The organism is Xanthomarina gelatinilytica (assembly GCF_000348685.1).
Classification (GTDB): domain Bacteria; phylum Bacteroidota; class Bacteroidia; order Flavobacteriales; family Flavobacteriaceae; genus Xanthomarina; species Xanthomarina gelatinilytica.
The window spans coordinates 1-18743 of the sequence record NZ_ANLA01000024.1; the positions used below are offsets into that span (position 1 = coordinate 1).

18 protein-coding genes are annotated in these 18743 nt (G+C 36.2%); 10 read left to right on the forward strand and 8 right to left on the reverse strand.

Going from position 1 to position 18743, the window contains the following annotated elements; all coding sequences use genetic code 11:
• Positions 1 to 61: 61 nt before the first annotated feature.
• The 6 genes from D778_RS13010 to D778_RS13035 all read right to left on the reverse strand — a co-directional run bounded on the left by D778_RS13010 (position 62) and on the right by D778_RS13035 (position 6696).
• Positions 62 to 697 carry a hypothetical protein gene (locus D778_RS13010; protein ID WP_040492536.1) on the reverse strand — a complete coding sequence of 212 codons (636 nt, stop codon included), beginning with the start codon at positions 695 to 697 and terminating at the stop codon, positions 62 to 64.
• Positions 698 to 800: 103 nt separating this feature from the next.
• The gene (locus tag D778_RS13015) at positions 801 to 1574 is read right to left on the reverse strand and encodes a DJ-1/PfpI family protein (protein WP_007651498.1); all 774 of its coding nucleotides are present in this window, start codon (positions 1572 to 1574) and stop codon (positions 801 to 803) included.
• Positions 1575 to 1800: 226 nt separating this feature from the next.
• Entirely contained in the window at positions 1801 to 2319 is a 519-nt protein-coding gene (locus D778_RS13020; protein WP_007651500.1) for a hypothetical protein, read from the reverse strand.
• Positions 2320 to 2452: 133 nt separating this feature from the next.
• A complete protein-coding gene (locus D778_RS13025) occupies positions 2453 to 2944 on the reverse strand; it encodes a hypothetical protein (protein WP_007651502.1) in 492 nt (163 codons plus the stop codon).
• Between the two features lie 62 nt (positions 2945 to 3006).
• On the reverse strand, positions 3007 to 4206 hold the full coding sequence (locus D778_RS13030; protein WP_007651504.1) for a tyrosine-type recombinase/integrase: 1200 nt from the start codon (positions 4204 to 4206) through the stop codon (positions 3007 to 3009).
• 1461 nt (positions 4207 to 5667) lie between these two features.
• Positions 5668 to 6696 carry a serine hydrolase domain-containing protein gene (locus tag D778_RS13035; RefSeq protein ID WP_007651507.1) on the reverse strand — a complete coding sequence of 343 codons (1029 nt, stop codon included), beginning with the start codon at positions 6694 to 6696 and terminating at the stop codon, positions 5668 to 5670.
• 367 nt (positions 6697 to 7063) lie between these two features.
• Between D778_RS13035 and D778_RS13045 the strand changes: the two genes are divergently transcribed.
• From D778_RS13045 to D778_RS13090, 10 genes are all read left to right on the forward strand, one after another.
• Entirely contained in the window at positions 7064 to 8836 is a 1773-nt protein-coding gene (locus tag D778_RS13045; RefSeq protein ID WP_040492573.1) for an ABC transporter ATP-binding protein, read from the forward strand.
• An 11-nt stretch (positions 8837 to 8847) separates the two neighbouring features.
• Positions 8848 to 9483 carry a DEAD/DEAH box helicase family protein gene (locus D778_RS13050; RefSeq protein ID WP_007651510.1) on the forward strand — a complete coding sequence of 212 codons (636 nt, stop codon included), beginning with the start codon at positions 8848 to 8850 and terminating at the stop codon, positions 9481 to 9483.
• Positions 9484 to 9551: 68 nt separating this feature from the next.
• Positions 9552 to 10562, forward strand: coding sequence for an NADPH-dependent aldehyde reductase Ahr (ahr, locus tag D778_RS13055; RefSeq protein ID WP_007651512.1), 1011 nt, complete (start codon positions 9552 to 9554; stop codon positions 10560 to 10562).
• A gap of 9 nt (positions 10563 to 10571) precedes the next feature.
• A complete protein-coding gene (locus D778_RS13060; protein WP_007651513.1) occupies positions 10572 to 11672 on the forward strand; it encodes a sensor histidine kinase in 1101 nt (366 codons plus the stop codon).
• A gap of 3 nt (positions 11673 to 11675) precedes the next feature.
• Positions 11676 to 12998, forward strand: coding sequence for a sigma-54-dependent transcriptional regulator (locus D778_RS13065; protein WP_007651515.1), 1323 nt, complete (start codon positions 11676 to 11678; stop codon positions 12996 to 12998).
• Between the two features lie 185 nt (positions 12999 to 13183).
• Positions 13184 to 13378 (forward strand): hypothetical protein, encoded by a 195-nt coding sequence (locus D778_RS13070; protein ID WP_007651516.1) that lies wholly within the window; start codon positions 13184 to 13186, stop codon positions 13376 to 13378.
• Between the two features lie 10 nt (positions 13379 to 13388).
• Positions 13389 to 14684, forward strand: coding sequence for a Glu/Leu/Phe/Val family dehydrogenase (locus D778_RS13075; RefSeq protein WP_007651518.1), 1296 nt, complete (start codon positions 13389 to 13391; stop codon positions 14682 to 14684).
• A gap of 15 nt (positions 14685 to 14699) precedes the next feature.
• Complete coding sequence (locus tag D778_RS13080) at positions 14700 to 15116, forward strand: GreA/GreB family elongation factor (RefSeq protein ID WP_007651520.1); 417 nt, start codon at positions 14700 to 14702, stop codon at positions 15114 to 15116.
• Positions 15116 to 15493: a hypothetical protein gene (locus D778_RS13085; protein WP_007651522.1), complete on the forward strand. Its 378-nt coding sequence runs from the start codon at positions 15116 to 15118 to the stop codon at positions 15491 to 15493. Before D778_RS13080 ends, D778_RS13085 begins: the two co-directional genes overlap by 1 nt.
• 153 nt (positions 15494 to 15646) lie before the next feature.
• Complete coding sequence (locus tag D778_RS13090; protein ID WP_007651525.1) at positions 15647 to 16276, forward strand: MarC family protein; 630 nt, start codon at positions 15647 to 15649, stop codon at positions 16274 to 16276.
• 86 nt (positions 16277 to 16362) lie between these two features.
• On the opposite strand, the gene D778_RS13095 is transcribed toward D778_RS13090, so the two are convergent.
• Positions 16363 to 16923 carry a DUF1579 domain-containing protein gene (locus D778_RS13095; protein ID WP_007651527.1) on the reverse strand — a complete coding sequence of 187 codons (561 nt, stop codon included), beginning with the start codon at positions 16921 to 16923 and terminating at the stop codon, positions 16363 to 16365.
• Positions 16924 to 16962: 39 nt separating this feature from the next.
• Positions 16963 to 18693: an APC family permease gene (locus D778_RS13100; RefSeq protein ID WP_007651528.1), complete on the reverse strand. Its 1731-nt coding sequence runs from the start codon at positions 18691 to 18693 to the stop codon at positions 16963 to 16965.
• Between the last annotated feature and the right edge of the window lie 50 nt (positions 18694 to 18743).

The window sequence follows — 18743 nt, forward strand, 5'->3', positions numbered from 1 at the left end:
TTAATGGGTTTTTACTTGTTTTTTACCACAGTACTTTGTTGTGGTGTCGTTTTTTTTATTTTTAATTGTCCCAATAATCGCCATTTTTAATCTTTTCAGATACTGTTTTGATGAATTGGTCATATTTTCCAATTGGTTCAAATTCCAACAATTCTGGGTTTTCAGTCAACCATTTTTCTATAATTCCTGAAGTCCAAATTTCAGGTAACTTTTCATCGTCCAGATAATTTGACATAAAAGCAAACTCATTTACCATAGTCAATTTACCAAAATCATATTCCGATTTATCTGCTGGGAAATGTTCAATGATATATGATTGATGACAACATTGTAAATGTTCAGCATAAAGTTTGGTAAAAATCAAAGTCACATATTTTTTGTGAGCATTTTTGTCAATAGTTCTCAACTCTCTAAATCCTTTAATTATACTTTTGGGAATTGAGTCCAAAGCAGATGCTCCATTCGGTGAGAAATTCAGAGCAAATTCTGAAACATCTTTCTTATAGTTTCGAGTTTCAGATTCCGATTGAGTTTTCAATTCAGATTCAGAGTGGATTCCGTTCTCAGTTTTTTCCTGTTTCTGATTACAGTTAAACAGCAAAAATAAAATCGGTAGAAAAAGGACTTTGTTTAAATTCACAATGTTTCTCTTAAATGCACCACAACGTTTTTGTGTATGATTAGTGGCGTGTTCCACGCACCTAATTTAGCAAATAAAAACCGAATAGAAAATCCGCGAGGATTTTCGTAAGTAGGCGAGAACTAGCCATTAATTATACACGTTGTTGCCCACAGTACTTTTAGTTTTTCCAATTTTGAATTCGGTCAAGATATAAATAACTTTCCACGAATTTTTTATGTTCCGAACTCGTCATTTTCTCCAATAAATTCAATGCTGAAATATAACTTGCTAAATTTCCATTTGACGAACTGAATTTTCCGTCCTCAACGAAAGTTACCAAACTATCATTCTGTACTTTTAAATTCGGATAGTCTTTTTGTAATTGTTCTCCACCACCAATCCAAGTGACGATTTTATGTCCATCTGCAATTCCAGATTTTCCGATTAATTGAGCTCCAGCACAATTACTCACAACATATTCAGTTTCTTTATTTTTCTCTTTTATGAAGTTTACTATTTTTTCGTTGTGAACTTGTGCGTACATATCATAAGCACTCGGCACAAAAAGAGCTGTTAATTTTGGGCAATTTTCAAACGTAAAGTCAGGCAAAATTTTTATTCCTTCTTCGGTTGTGATTGGTTTTTCAGTTTCTGCAATCGTGATTACATTAAAGATTTGTTTTCCGCTTTCGGTTGGTTTTGCGAAAACATCAGAAGTAGCAATTACTTCGCTTTGTAAAACTCCGTTATACATCAAAAGTCCGATTGTTGGCAATTCCGATTTGAATGGTTTTAAGTGTTTTGTCAGAGTATCCGATTCAATTTCCTTTTGATTTAGGTTCTCTTTATCGAGATTATTTTTCGATTTTTCAGAGTTGCAACTTATCAAAATAGTTGTGAAAATCATTATTGTTAAAACTCTAAATTTTGTCATTTCGTTAAATTTTGTCATTTCGTTCTGTTTTTCTCGTATTGTGGGCAACGGTTTTGTATATGGCTCGTAGCGTGCAAATTAGAAAATTTTTTCGGATTGAGCACAAGCCAGATTTTTAAATTTTACTATTTATCTTTTTATTGGAAATCGTCAAATTTAAAAATTTGGCGACTTTACAAATATGCCTTAACTTCGATTAAGCAACTCAACAGCTATGAGCTATATACGTTGTTCTACACCGTTTTTATTCCGCTGTCTTTTTGTAAACTAATATATAATCTTTTTCATATTCAACTTTCATTTCCGATTCGGTCAGCTCTATAATTCGGTCAGTCGATGCATCAAGAAAATTTCCTTTTTCATCTTTTCGCCATTTTTTATCGGGAAAAAATTTTTGAGTTTGAATTATCATTTGACCTTGCCTTGAGTTTTCTGGAATAATCATTTCATATTCAATCTCATTTGGTGACTTTATTCGCCAAACTCCATTATCCGAATTTTCAGGCGTAAATATTTTGGTATAAGTTCCGTCTGGTTTTATAATAACATCAGGTCCATTCGCATTGAGCGTCATTGGTTTTCCATCAGGCGTGTTTCTGTCGAGAGTAATTTTTTTTATCTCCTTTCCATTTTGGTCAAGCGTTTTGACAAATTCCCAATTTCCGACAAGAGTTTGTTCCGAATTTGTTATATCTATTCCGCTATTTTCCTGTCCAAAAGCAATTGCAGAAATAAAAAGCAATAATGTTATTAGTATTCTCATAGTTTTTTCAAATGGTGTAGAACGGTCTCGTATAACCGTCAGTTACGGATAAATATACGAAGTTTTTCGGTTTAGCACAGACGTTAGCAATTCCGAGTGGATTCGGACGCAGTCGAATCCGCCGTAATTGCGGTTATACATTGTTGGCAGTAGTTTTTTCTTTAATCAGCTTTTTTAATATGCCATAATTTTCAGCCATATCAGGAATAAAGTTCAAATGCTTTCGTTTAATAGTCACTATAATATTATCATTTTTCTTTTCTATTCTAAGAATCGAGTCAGTAATTTTTTGATCAATTTGATATTCAATGTGATTTTCGCTTTCACGGATTTTTTTAATTTTTGCAATCTGAAGATTTAGTTTGTTTTTCAAATCATTCCAATTTTCTTCGGTGTTTTTAATTGAAACAGAATGTTGAGATTCAAGGAAATCATTATACAAAATCTCATTAAATTTTTCGTATTCAAATAAATTCCAAAAGACTATTAGCAAAGCTATTATTAATCCAGCTACAATAGATATTCCAATGTCACTTGTATTAAATCTGTTGGGTAACATCCATAAGAAAAACCCTAAAGGAAGTAAGTAAATAGATTTAATTAAAAACTTTTTGGTTTTATTCATTGTGTTTTTTTCAAATTACTGCCAACTCGTTATATAATAACAAATATAATCTTTTAAGGGATTCATTTGCCGGATAACAACACTTTTTTATTGCTTTTATCAGATTCCATGTAGCCCTTTATCGCTACATCCAATGGGTTGGGTATTTGCATAATATCCTTTTTGGCTACATGCGTGTAAACCATGGTGGTTTCTGGTTTGGCATGACCTAATAATTCTTGTATATATCTTAAATCTACTCCATTTTCTAACATATGGGTGGCATAACAATGTCTTAAAGTATGTGGTGTTACTTTTTGGTTTATTCCTGCTAACTTGCAGGATTGTTTTAAAAAATATCTAACACTTACTGCACTATATGCGTTGCCATCTCTACCTTCTATTAAATAGTTTGTTGGTTGGTAGGTGTTTATATAGTTTATTAATAAGGGTTTTATAACTTCGCTCATAGATACCACTCTGTCCTTTCTGCCTTTTCCTTTTAAGACTCTAATTTGGCTTCTTGCAATATCTATATCTGGCAATTTTAATTGTAATAATTCTCCAATTCTAAAACCACAGGAATATAGTAGGGCTATAATAACCCGATGTTTTAAATTTTTAGTGACTCTTATTAAATCTATTATGGCTTCGTTGGATAAAACTATAGGTAAATGTTTCGATTTTTTTGGTCGTTCATAATCACTTGCATCAAATAATGGCAGCTTGCAAAGGTTTGTAAAGTACTTTAATGCGCTTATACTTTGTCTATGGGTGCTTATGCTGTAGGCTTCTTTTGCAATTACATTTTCCATAAATAAGTCTATGTGTCGTGTTTCCCATTGGTTTTTATTTACGTCTTTTACATAGTTTAAAAAACGTAATATAAAATAACTATAGATAGTTATTGTACTCTCACTTAGTCTTTTACCTTTTAAATTGTTTACATAATCTTTTAAAAGGTCTTTGTGGCTTTTAGGTAATTCCCTGTATAAAATGACTTTGTGTGGAGGCTTAATTTTAATAGTTTTCTTTTCGGGTGTTTTTTTTAGGTAGCTCATGCTGCTATAATCTACAAAATACCCACCATGTTGTAAAAAACGGAATAACTTATGTAGCGTCTGTTGCGAATAGTTAACATAAAACGTTTTGTGGGTATTAGACCATAAAACACCCTCAAATTGCTTAATATATTTTCTAATAGTGTCATGATACCCAAAACCGATAGCAATTTGTTGCTTATTATGATGCCATAATGGTTTTAAAGTGATAATGAGTTTCATAATGTTTTGATATACATAAATTTAATATAAAAAATAACTATTTGCAATAAAAAAAATTAGTAAGATTATACATTCCTTCTGGAATGCTCCCCAAAAACTATTTTTTTAAAAAATACAGTAAAAACGTTTCTCGAACAAGACTCGAACAAAACCCTTAAAATTTATGTTTTTCGGCCAATTGGGTTCCATTAAGGACAAAAGTGGCTAAAAGTGCACAAAGTGCGTCAATTTGTGACAATTCTGGAGAATAATCGACAAATAGGGGCAATTGTTTTCAAGGTATTGGTTTTTTTTTACCAAGATGGCTTATATTTTATTGACATTATTAACCTCAAATTTTTTTATAGTATGGCCACATTTAATAAAGGCATATTAGGAGGGTTCTCATGAAAAGTAGGGAATGTTGTCGGTTCCCGTTGGAGAGGCAAATACGTGATTCGTAGTTTACCACAACATGGCAGCTACACACACCTAAGGACAATTGTTATAACACGAACAATTTAAAACCCTGGTGGTATTTTTAAAACCCATAAAAAGTGTTTCTTCGTCCCACACCTGTTTCAATAAATTCCAGCTCATAATAACAAAACCTCTTAAAAAACAAATCAAATGTAGTACATAACGTATGCAAAACCCCATGTTAAACTGCCTTGTCCTCAATGGCTGGTATATGGCTCAAGTATGGATAATGTATGGAGAGTGTATGGAACCTGTACAATCAATTTAGGTTTAAAAAGTAGTATTGTATCACAATGTCAGGATGTATCTAATAACCACCTATAAAGCTATTTTAGGACGGGTCATTTTTCTATACACAGCTTAAATAATGGCCACTTTTTTTTTGGACTTTAAGAAAAAAAAAGTATCTTAATCTTTCAAAGTCCACTTCATTAGGTCAATACAGGTTATGCCTGTTTTCAACCGCTCTAAACCCTTATAAATAAAGACCTGCTTAGGGGTTCAGCCGTAGCTCCTTCGGGTCTACTTCGGGTCTACTTCGGGTCTACTTCGGGTTTACTTCGGATTTACTTCGGATTTACTTCGGGTCTAGTTCGGGTTTCCTTCGGGTCTACTTCGGGTCTAGTTCGGGTGAGTTCGGGTCTACTTCGGGTGTATAAGCTTACTTCGGGTGCTGTTTTTTTTACCATAAATAAAATTTATGGTAAGCCTTCCTCTACAATAATAAACCAATTTTGTTCTTTAAAACACTGCAATGTCTTGTCCTGTATGGCTGGTATATAGCTTAAGTATAGCTCAAGTATGGATAGTGTATGGATAGTGTATGGAGAGTGTATGAAACCTGTACAATCAATTTGGGTTCAAATAGTAGTATTGTATCTCAATGTCAGGATGTGTTCAATAACCTGTATGGCTATTTTAAGTATAGGTAGTCCGTAGATAGTCCGTAGATAGTCCGTACATAGTCCGTGTCAAAGTCCTTACCTTAAAATAAAATTGTGCTTATTGCTTTTTCAAGATCTTAACAATTCTGTTGTTTATAATCTCCGAAAGGTTCCACAAATACAGTTTTGGGTCTGTGGTACTGTAAAAGCAAACCAGTACAGCATCCAGCTCTTTATGATAGCTGGCAAAACTTTGGTATCCTGGTACCCAACCTGCATGTTCGTATTTATACAACGAGGTGTAGAGGGCCTGTTGTTCTTGGGTGAGCAGCGTACCGTTGTTTAAAGCCTTCAAAAAGCTGCCCACGTCCTGTGCTGTGGCCAACATGCCTTGGTTATCTGCTTTTAAATCGAAAGGATGCCCTTGGTGATAACCACTCATTACCTGGTCCAAAGGCACCTGTTTTATGGAAGCATAGGTGTGGGATAGGTTCAAGGGTTGTAGTATCTGTTCTTGGATGTATCTAAAGTTATCGTAACCCAATGTCTTGTCCATGATTTTGTTAAGAAGTAGATAATTGGTGTTACAATATTCATAGGATTCTCCCGGTTTAAAATTGGCTGGTTGGTCCAAAATCAAGGACAAGCTTTCTTGATAGGTTTCTGTTGGTGAAGCCCAAAAGTTGGGCGTATCCGTAAAATTGGGAATGCCACTACGGTGTTGTAACAGCATCCTAAGGGTTATTTGCTGGGCGTATGCTACTCTGCCCACAAGTTCCGGCAAGTATTCGGCAAGGGTTTTGTCTAAAGACAAACGTCCTTCGCTCACCAATTTGGTAATTGCTACGGCATCGTATAGTTTGCTTATACTGGCAATTTTAAACAGGGCATCGGCTTTGGCTGGGAGCTCCTTGGTTTTGTTATGCCAACCTGCTGTGTAGTGGATTGGTGGTTTGCCTGCTTGGTCCACATACACAATAATTCCGGAATAACCATAGTCCAGGGCTTGGTTTAGCTGTTCCTGAACGCTGTTTGGCAAGGGCAGTAGCCATGCTTTTACCAAAAGCCAGGGAACAAAGAACAGAGAGGTAATACTGGCCATTATAAATGCCATGGAGAGTATCTGTTTAGTATTTGGCTTTTTCATGCTGTTTTGTCCCTTGTTGTGTGCCCGTAATGGGGATGGTGTTGCTTGACTGTTTTAAATATTTTATAAGGCAAGGTTATGGTAATACCCTATTCGGTTTTGGTTCATCTCGATTACAATATCAGATTGCTTTTCAACTATATCATTTAAATTATGGTGCTTTTTGCCATACATGTTTACAAAGATATCAAATTGCTGGAAATATGTCTAAGGCCTTAAATATAGGCAAACTTAACATAGGTAGGGTTTAAGAGCTTTTATATTTTGCTTCGTTTTAAAATTATAACAATATGTCAGTTTGTTATACATGGCATGTTAATTGACAGTCATGTCCCATAAACTTAAGCTTCCTATTACCAACAAACACATGCAGCATCTAAAAAGTAAAACCCAGGCCTATAAAAACAAGAAAAACAAAGTCACCATGGCTCAAGCCTTTAAAACCATTATATGGCCTAGGCGCAACCTCGTATTTATTGGCTTGATCCTGATTGTGTTGAGCAGATTGTCTAGTTTGGTATTGCCATGGAAAAGTAAAGCCTTGTTGGATGAGGTCATTCCAAATAAAGATTACGACCAACTGTATCAATTGTTACTTATTGTGGGCATCGCTATTTTGGTTCAGGCTGTTACCTCATTTTTGCTTACTAAAATCCTTAGTGTACAAGCACAATATTTAATAAGCGAATTACGTGCCCAAGTGCAAAAAAAAGTGCTTTCCCTTCCCATTGGTTTTTTCGATAATACCAAATCTGGGGAACTGGTATCCCGAATCATGACAGATGTTGAAGGCGTGAGAAACCTAATTGGAACCGGTTTGGTGCAAATGGTAGGAGGTAGTCTAACAGCTGTTATTTCTTTAATACTTTTAATTAATATTAGTTGGTCCATGACCCTTTTTGTGTTAGTGCCTGTGGCCATATTTGGTTACATTGCCTTAAAAGCCTTTGGTTATATCAGGCCTATATTTAGAACACGTAGCGTTATCAATGCACAAGTTACAGGACGATTAACTGAGACTTTGGCAGGAGTTAGGGTTATAAAAGCTTTTAATGCCGAAGCCCAGGAAAACAAAACCTTTGAAGTGGGTGTAGAGAGACTTTTTCAGAATGTGAAGAAAAGTTTGACTGCTACAGCTTTGATGACTAGTTCTTCCACGTTTTTATTGGGAATAGCCTCAACAGGAATTATGGGGATTGGAGGTTATAAAATCATGACAGGCGATTTAACGGTAGGGGATTTTTTATCCTTTACCTTGCTTTTGGGCTTTATGATTGCGCCTATTGTGCAAATGAGCAACATAGGAAGCCAGCTTACAGAAGCCCTTGCCGGTTTGGACAGAACCGAAGAACTGATGAACATGACAGCCGAAGAAGACCTGGAGCATCGCACTGTGATTCTGGACAAAATAAACGGCGATTTGGAATTTCACGAGGTCTCTTTTGAGTATGAAGAAGGTAAAGAGGTCTTGCACAACATTAGTTTTCAGGCACCTTCGGGTTCGGTTGTGGCATTGGTGGGAAGTTCCGGTTCCGGGAAATCCACCATTGCTGGATTGGCAGCCACTTTTTTAAATCCGAAGTCTGGTAAAGTAACCATAGATCAACAGGATTTGTCCAAGGTCAATTTAAGCAGTTACCGTCAACATTTGGGAGTGGTCTTGCAAGACGAGTTTTTATTTGAAGGGACCATTAGGGAAAACATACTTTTTCCAAAACCTGATGCTACAGAAGCCCAATTGCAACATGCTGTTAATGCAGCTTATGTGAACGAGTTTACCGATAGGTTTCAAAACGGATTGGATACCCTTATAGGAGAACGTGGTGTAAAACTCTCTGGAGGACAAAGACAGCGCTTGGCCATTGCCAGGGCCATTTTGGCCGATCCGAAGATTATTATTTTGGATGAAGCCACTTCCAACTTGGATACCGAAAGTGAAGGCTTGATTCAAAAAAGTTTAACAGAACTAACCAAAAACCGTACAACCCTTGTAATTGCCCACAGATTGAGTACCATTAAGAAAGCAGACCAGATTTTGGTTATTGAATCCGGACGTATTGCTGAACGAGGCAACCACGATGAGCTTATTGAAAAACAAGGTCGTTATTACGATCTTTATACCTATCAGGCTAAGATTTAATATGCGTATCTTTGCCCAATAATGAATTACAGATGCCTTTTAAAAAACTTATAGAACCTTTACAGGATGCTTTGAAATTTCAAGGATTTGAAGCGCCTTTACCGTTTCAGAAAAAAACACTTTCAAAAATAAAAAGTGGCAGGAACCTCTTTGGGATTGCACCTAAAGGGGCTGGAAAAACCACAGCCATGGTGCTGGGTGTGGTTCAAAACTTAAATGGGGAAGCGTTTGAAGATGCGCCTCGGGCCATTGTGTTTGCAAAAGATAAGGAGGCTGTCTTGGAAATGTACCGTGAATTTAGAAGGTTTACTTCCAAAACCAATTTACGGGTATATTGTGTGTACGAGGAACATAATATCGATGCACAACGTGACGATATTTACAATGGCATTGATATTTTAATAACCACACCCAAACGGTTTAACAAATTGTTTTTTATGAACAATGTAAACGTAAGAAAACTGCAAATGTTTGTGGTCGATGATGCCGAATTCCTGTTTCGGGGATCGCATTTAGCCGATGTATCCCGTCTTCCAGAAAGCCTCGAACGCTGTCAGTACCTGGTGTTTTCTACAACCTATGACAAACGGTTTAATCGATGGCAGGAACGTTTTATGTTCCATCCCCAAATGGTTAAGGGGTCATAATATCTTTTAATGGGATTTTTTTATCTGTTTAAAGTTGTATCTTTAAATGCAATTTAAAACATTCATACATGATGAGAACCGTAAAAGGCTATGCTGCCCTAAAGCCTGGGGCAACTCTGGAAAGCCACACATATGAACTCCCTGAAATAGCAGCCGATCAAGTAGATATCAAAGTGCATTATTGTGGCATTTGCCATTCCGATTTGAGTATGATACACAACGATTGGGGAACGTCGGAATATCCACTTGTTCCTGGACATGAAATTGTAGGGGAAATTGTTTCGGTTGGCAAGGAAGTAAAAAGTTTAAAAGTAGGCGATAAGGTAGGCTTGGGTTGGTTTTCTGGATCTTGTATGCACTGTCAGCAGTGTATGGATGGAAGTCAGCATTTGTGTCAAACTGCCCAGCAAACCATTGTGGGAAGACATGGAGGATTTGCCGATTATGTTCGTGGACATTGGTCTTGGGCCATCCCTTTACCCAAAGATATAGATATGGCCAAAGCTGGTCCTTTGTTATGTGGTGGTATTACGGTTTTTAACCCCATTATCCTGGCAGATGTAAAACCTACAGATCGTGTGGGTGTTATTGGCATAGGAGGATTGGGGCACATGGCCTTGAAGTTCTTGAAAGCTTGGGGTTGTGAAGTGTTTGCTTTTACATCCCATCCAGAAAAAAAAGAACAGATTTTAAACATGGGAGCTACCAAAGTGATAGATTCCACCAATCCCGACGAGTTAAAGGACATTCAAGGACGTTTAAACTTTATATTAAACACCACCAATGTCACTTTGGATTGGAATTCCTTTTTAAAAACCTTGGCACCCAAAGGACGCCTCCATAATGTTGGTGCTGTCCTGGAACCACTGGCCATACCGGCGTTTTCCCTGATAGGGGGAGAGAAATCGGTTGCTGGAAGTCCCTTGGGAAGCATTGCTTTAACAAGAACCATGTTGGATTTTTGTGTTAGACACGATATTTACCCAACTGTGGAGGAGTTTAACATGGATGAGGTAAACAAGGCCATCAAACACTTGGAAGATGGCAAGGCACGTTATAGAATTGTATTAAAAGCTTAAACCTAACACATGTCGCCATTAATTTCAGCAGAGGATAAATTAAGAGAACGTATTAAGGAACTTACCTGTTTGTACAATGTAAGTTCTTATATAGCCAATTCTGATCTTGATAACTTGGAGCCAACTTGGCAAGCCATAGTTTACAGTCTTCAAGAAGCTATAAGATATCCTGAAGAAGCTTCGGTGGAACTACGAATTGAAGATAAATTAATTTCTGCAGGGGATTATCCAGAAGATAAAGTAATTATCCTCTCCGCAATTAAGGTCTTTAACAAACCCATAGGCTCCATTCAAGTTGGTTATTCAAAGTTAAAATACAACGAAAACAGTTTTTTAAATGAAGAGATTCAGCTGTTAAATAATATTGCTTTGGAAATTGGCAACCTGTTTGAGCGTAAACAAATCATTGAAAGTGAAGCCTTGGCAAAAAGGCAAATAGAACGTGCCGATAGATTGGGGATTTTAGGTGAAATTACAGCTGGAATTGCCCATGAACTGAATACACCTTTGGCAAACATTTTAGGCTACACCGAATTGCTGAAAGACCAATTTAAGGACAACCCATCCGTATTGAACGATTTGGATAAAATAATTCATAGTGCCATTTTTTCCAGGGAAGTGGTTAAAAAACTCATGTTTTTTTCCTGCGATATGCCCCAACAAATGGAATTGAGAAACATGGTGCCTATTATTAAAGATGCCATAGGACTCTTAAACCCTAATTTCAAAAAAAAAGAACTGCATTGTCACCTGGACATCTCAAAAGACAAGATTATGTTGCGGGTGGATGCCATTCAGTTAACGCAAGTAATATTCAATTTGGTTATTAACGCCATTTACTTTTCGCCCAAGCAAGGAAAGATTACAGTTATGGTAAAGGATACTGAAAGCCAAGTGATTTTAAAGATTTCAGATGAAGGTCCAGGCATTCAAAAAAAGGATTTCGATCATGTGTTCAACCCCTTTTTCACCACAAAACCAGTAGGCGAAGGGTCTGGCCTAGGTTTGAGTGTGGTACATGGTATTGTAAAAAGTCATAAAGGCTCCATAAAATTCGAGCCCAATCAACCAAAAGGAACTATTTTTACCATCACATTACCAAAAAATTAATCTATGGGTTTGAATAAAGAAAATATCTTATTGGTGGACGATGATGTGCATATCCTGGAATTGTTGCAGCGTCACTTACAAGCTTTAAATTACCATACTTATAAAGCCATTTCTGTAAAGGAAGCGATAGAAATATTAAAGGACAAATCCATTGATTTATTGATTACAGACCTTAAAATGCCAGGAGTGGATGGCTTGGAACTGGTAAAATATGTGTCTGAACACTATCCAGACATTCCCAAATTGGTGGTAACGGGTTACCCTTCGATAGATGGAGCTTTGGAAGCCATGAAATCTGGCGTTATGGATTATTTAACCAAACCATTTACTAAAGAGGAACTTAAAAAAGCTGTAGAAAAATCACTTGCATTAAAGCCCAAAAAACAAAAACAAACCCAAAAAGAAACCACCTCTGTGGCTTATGGCGAATTGATAGGCAATTCTGAAGCCATTAACAAGGTTACAGAAGTTATAGAACGTGTTAAAAACAACAAAGCAACCGTTTTTATATCTGGCGAAAGTGGTACAGGTAAAGAGCTTGTAGCGCGATCCATACATTATATGGGACAGTTTGCCAGAGCCCCTTTTATTGCTGTAAACTGTGGTTCCATCCCGGAAAACCTCTTGGAGGCCGAATTGTTTGGTTACACCAAAGGGGCTTTTACTGGAGCCAACGAAAATAGAAATGGTTTTTTTCAAGCTGCAAACAAAGGAACCCTGTTTTTGGATGAAATTGGCAATGCTTCCATGGCAACTCAATTAAGGTTGCTTCGGGTACTTCAAGAAAAGGAAGTGACAAGGGTTGGATCACAAAAAACCGAAAAAGTGGACGTAAGAGTGATTGCGGCAACAAATATTGACTTAAAGGAACTGATAGAGAAAGGAAAGTTTAGGGAAGATTTGTATTATAGGTTAACCGTTGTGCAAATAACCGTGCCACCACTTCGCGAACGTACTGAGGACATCAAGTTGCTAACCGAAAAGTTTCTGCTTAAATATGGAGTGGAATACAAAGACCGTTTGATTAGCATAACCCCAGAGGCACTAAGCGTATTGGAGCGTTATTCTTGGCCTGGAAATATTAGGGAGTTGGAAAATGTGTTGCAACAGGCTGTTATCATGTGCGATAAACAGGTAGAAATAAAAGACCTTCCTGAACATTTAAAATATCAAATCAATTTTTCGGAAAACGAAACACAGCTTCCTTTAAGGGAAGTGGAAAAACAACATATCCTAAAAGTATTGGCTGCAACAAACAATAATAAAACACAAGCAGCAAAAATTCTTCAAATAGATAGAAAGACCCTTAGTGAAAAAATCAAATAACATCAGGTTTTTTATCTGTGTAATTATTCCCCAAGTGGGTAAATATTACCCAACACCTTCATGTGACCTTATTTTATTTATTCTTATTAATGTGTTGATTATAAGTAAGTTATAAATTAATTTGTTTAAAATTAGTAAAGTTGGCACAAGTGTTGTCTATAGTGGCATGAATTAAAAACTAATTTATGAATACTATGGATAGAAGTTTGTGTAGGACGTGCAGGCATGTAGAATCCTGTAGTTTAACATCAAACAAAAGCTTTATTTGGTCTTGTAGCGAATATGAATTGGCTGAAGACACGAAAACAAACATCAAACCCCAAACATTAACACAAGAGTTTCTTGCAGCCACAGAAAAAAGAGCTGTAGAACTTATTTAATTTTAATACAATGACATTGACAAAGGAGTTAAAACAAAAACAACAACCAAAGCAAGGCATGTTAGAGAATGTTATGAAACAGTTTAATGCTGCTGCTGAGTTGGTTGACCTAAACCCAAATATTAAAAAAATACTTGAGGTTACAAACAATGAATTGATCATTCATTTCCCAGTAAGGATGGATAATGGCGATGTGGAAGTTTTTAAAGGCTATCGTGTACAGCACAATAACGCTTTAGGACCATACAAAGGTGGATTGAGATACCATCCAACCATTGACATAGATTCTGTAAAAGCTTTGGCTATGTGGATGACCTGGAAAACATCTTTGGCAGGATTGCCTTATGGTGGAGCCAAAGGAGGGATTCAAATAGATCCTAAAAAATATTCCAATGCAGAGTTAGAGCGTATTACAAGACGTTTTACCTATGCTTTGGGTGAAAACATTGGACCGGAACACGATATTCCAGCTCCAGATGTTAATACCAATGCGCAAACCATGGCTTGGATTGCAGATACTTACATGTCTACAAAAGGACCATCGGAACGTTCTAAAAACCAACACGTGGTAACCGGTAAACCTATAGGTTCTGGAGGACTGGAAGGAAGAGACAGAGCCACTGGTTTTGGTGTGTTCTTAACCATCAAAAATTGGGCAGAGCATAAAAAAATAGATTTAAAAGGAAAAACGTTTATCGTTCAAGGTTTTGGAAATGTTGGGTATTGGGCTGCACACTTCCTTGAAAAAGAAGGCGCTAAAATGGTTGGAGTGCAAGATGCTTTTGGAACCATTGCAAACCCTGAAGGCATTTCAGTAGAGGAATTAATGGATTTTTCAAAAAGCAACAACGGAAACTTTGTAGGATATCCTAAATCTACATCGGTAGCCAAAGAAGATTTCTTTGCCTTGGATTGTGACATTTGTATTCCAGCTGCGCTTGGAAACCAAATTACCGAAGAAAATGCGCATCAAATTAAAGCCTTTTTAGTAGCAGAAGGAGCCAATGGCCCAACAACTGTAGAGGCAGAGCAAATACTGTTAAGTAGAGGAATAGAAGTCATCCCGGACATTCTGTGTAATTCTGGAGGTGTTATTGGAAGTTATTTTGAATGGCTTCAAAACCGAAATGGTGAGTTATGGGAACTTGATGAGATTTTGGCCAAGCTGACTAAAAAAATGGCAGAAGTTTTCAAGAGAGTTTTAAAAACATCGGAAGAGAAAAGTTTGGATATGCGTTCAGCAGCTTATGTGATAGCCATAGAGCGAATTGAAAAAGCATACATACAAAGAGGTATTTTCCCTTAAAAATTAATTGATATTATGAAATACGGTAGTTTAATATTGGAAAAAAAGGAGTTTGTGACACTTAAAAGACTTCTTAATCTGTCTGGAAATTATAAAGATGCTTCCAGAAAAAATTCTGTTTTAAGATTGCAAAATGAATTGGAATCGGCCATTGTGTCAAATGAAGATGAGATGCCTGACGATGTTATTAGATTTAACTCTGAAGTAACCATCGTCTCAAGCGACGGATGGGAGAACTCCTTTCAATTGGTGTCTCCAACAGAAAGTAATTTTTCACATAAAAAACTATCGGTTTTAACACCTATGGGATTGGCCGTTATGGGTTATGCTAAAGGAGATGTGATAGACTGGGAATTCCCTGGAGGTGCAAAGTCTTTAAAAGTGACAGAAGTAAAGCAAATAAAAACAAAAAGTAATCAAATTCAATTATAATGAATTCAAATACATTTTTTGCCCATGATACAGATGAGCAAATAATTCAAGCAAAACGTTTACAGGATCTACAAACTTGGATATCGCATTTAAGTTATGTTACCAACGAATGTGATTGGCTGGCAAAAATAGCCTCCAACAAAATCCACGATCGGGTTTTAAGAGATGAGCTGTTGGAAAAAATTGAAGTCAATTCAGCGTTGTTGAACGAATTTTATAACTATAAAAGCTCTATACAAAGTTTTCAGGAATGCGACGATTTGGATTGCGATTTGTTTTATATCAATCAGCACGATGCTTATCATAACAAGTACGTGAAGCATATTGATGCTTACAGACAAGTAAAAAATAAAGTATACTTAAAGATTTTAGATTAAATACAATAGTTTGTTAGTTTGTTAGTTTGTATTTAACTTAGCCACGGGAACTTCGGTTCCTGTGGCTTTTCTAATTTAACCATTTACTTGTTTTTTATTAAAGTTTAGGTAATAGAAAATCCATTAATAAACATTGAATTTGCAAAAAAAACCATGGAATTATTTTTATTGAGTTTTGGGGCTTTATTTTCCATTATGAATCCTTTGGGAACAGTCCCTGTTTTTGTTGGATTAACCGAAGATAACACCAAAAAAGAACGAGCTGTCATAGCCTTTTGGACAGCTATAGACGTATTGGCTATTTTATTGTTGTCCTTTTTTGCCGGTAAATTTATCCTTTCGTTTTTTGGCATAAGTTTAAACGCTTTAAAAATTGCTGGAGGGCTTATCATAGCCTCTTCCGGTTTTGCCTTGCTTACAGGAAAGTTTCGGGAGCATAAAGGGATGAAACGTGACCGAATTCAAGAAGATATCCACAACAGGGAATCTATTTCCCTAACACCTTTGGCCATCCCTATGTTGGCTGGACCTGGAACCATTTCTTTATTGATCGCTTATAATCAGGAATACCAATTAACCAATGAGATTTTAATATTGGTTGGTTCCATGATTTTAGTGTCCTTATCCATTTATTTTATTTTAAAAGGGGCTCACTTAATCGTTAAGTTTTTGGGTGCATCTGGAATAAATGGTCTGTCCAGGATTATTGGCTTTATTGTTATTGCCATAGGTGTGGAATATATCATGTCCTCGGTAGTGGCCGTATTAAAAGGGTTGATCTAGCACTTCCTTTAGTTTGCTATACAAAAAAACCTTTTGGAACTTTTTATTGGTTCCAGAAGGTTTTTTTAATGCTAGGTTGTTGTTAATTATTTTCTGCTGTAGTTTATTTCCATGTTTTTAATTTCTTTTCCATCCTGAATCAGATACATCACAAAGTTATGACTGTCATCAGAAGTTTTGGTTAAGACTTCACGAACCTGTAAGTTCTTTCCGGTAATAGGGTCTAACATGTTGCCTTCCAAGGTTAAAGTGTTGGTTTCAGGATTGTAATTGCCTTCCATAAACATGATGCTGCTACCAAAATTATCAATCCAAGTGGCTAAAAATTTCTTTTGTGCTTTGTCGTAACCCGTAATGCTTTCTCCTGTAAACGGCATGCCCATCATGTTGCCGGTATGTGAGGATCTTTGGTACAAGCCACCCATAATCATTTCATTGACAGTAGAACCTTTGGATTCGGTTGGTGGTTGCAATGGATCCATCCACATGCGTATGTTGGCATTCCATTCACCATCCATGGATGCTAACCATTGATGTTCTATACCTGGCGTCATATTTTCCTGCCAAGCTTTCATTTCTTCTGGTGTTTGAGCCATTATACTTAAGCCAAACACTAAAAGGACTGTGGTAAATACTAAGTTTTTCATATGTAAATAGTTGTTAGTGATGTTTTTAAAGATACGAATTTATATGATTAGCCTAACATCCCCCAATTCTTGAATTTTATAAGGAAAATTCTCCCCAGGAGACCCTATAAACATAAAATGCACTGGAATTTGATATTTTTTGGACAACTCTTTGATTTTTTCTGGTCCAAAATGTCCGTGTTCTTCTATAAATTCTATGTGAACATTCGGATAAGCACGATCCAAGACATCTATGTCACTTTTTAAATTGACAGGAACAAAAAAGTCTGGCTTTAAAACTGTGATAATCTTCAATCGTTTGGTGTGTTCATTTTTTATAATGTATTGAATGGCTTTGTTAATAGTGGAAACATCATCATGATTGGTAAAAAAAATAAATTCTTGACTATGAATGTGCCTTATTTGTTTTTGAATGATGTTATCTATGTTTTTAAAAACAGGAGAGTTTGAAGGGATTATATATTCCATCAATTTTAAAACAGTTGTTAAAATCTGAATTCTATATAACATAAAGCCTACAATAAATAATGTAGGTATAAGATACTTAATAAAGATGCCTAAATAGGGAGGATTTAAAACCATATTGCCTATTAGGGCCAAGGTTACGCCCAATATGGCAACAAACAAAGCCAGGTTGTTGGCACGTTCAGGTCTTGGCAGGTTTTTTCTGTTTATTTTAAGTAACATGTTGCCAATGGCAAATAAAATCATGACACTTAAGAAAGCTATGGTATAAACACCAGCTAAGGCTTTTAGGTTTCCTTGTGTGAAAAGTAAAATGGTTACACATAAAAAGAAGAAACTGATAAAAATAATATAAGAGCTGCCTTTGGCGTTCTTTTTTAAAAGGAATTTAGGTAAAATTCTGTCCAAGGTCATGCGTTCCACCAAACCTCCAACCCCAACAAAAGATGTGAGTACTGCGCCACTTAATACAAAAACAGCATCTATGGATACCAAATAAAAAAGCCAATTGCCACCTGAAGTTTGCCCCATAAAGGACAGTAAAGTTTCATTTTCATTATAAATCGTGGATAGAGGTAGTATTGCCAAGGCCAAAAATGCAATCAAAGGATTAAAAATGGTAACAATAATCCACATATTCCTAAGGGTTTTTGGAAACACCCCTTCTTGTTGTTCTTCCACGTAATTGGCTGAACTTTCAAAACCACTAATGCCCAACATGGCAGCAGCAAAACCAAAAAACAAAGCCGTTGTGATACTGCCTTCTATAGGTTTCTTGAAATTGGTAATGAGATTATCAAATCCGTTTTGAAATAAATAAACCGTACAAAACAGGCATAACAAGGTTAAGGAACTAAGATGAAAAATAAAAATACCAGTGGCTACTTTAGAAGATTCCCCAATACCCAAAATTACGATAAGCATAAATACGGACAACAAACCTATGGTTGTGTAAATAATGGGTATGCCATGCCATAAACTATGTGCATATTTTACTGATTCACTGGCAGAAATGACAGCAGTTGCCATATAAGATAAAACCGTTAAGGTTGCTGCAAAAGAAGCTGTTGACTTTTTTGTGGTATTTAACAAGGCATTGTATGCACCTCCATTTAAAGGAAGTGCCCCAACCACTTCGCCATAAATTTTTCGAAATAAAAAAAGGATCAAAGCTACCATCAATAGCGAAATCCAAGCATATTGCCCAGCATATACAATAGCCAAACCAGAAACATATAAGCACGAAGAACTTATGTCGTTACCACAAATTGCTGTGGCTGCCAACTGGTTTAAGCGCTTTTTCATCTTTAAAGTTATTAAAATGAATACTTAAAGATAGAAATTTAAAGGCTTAC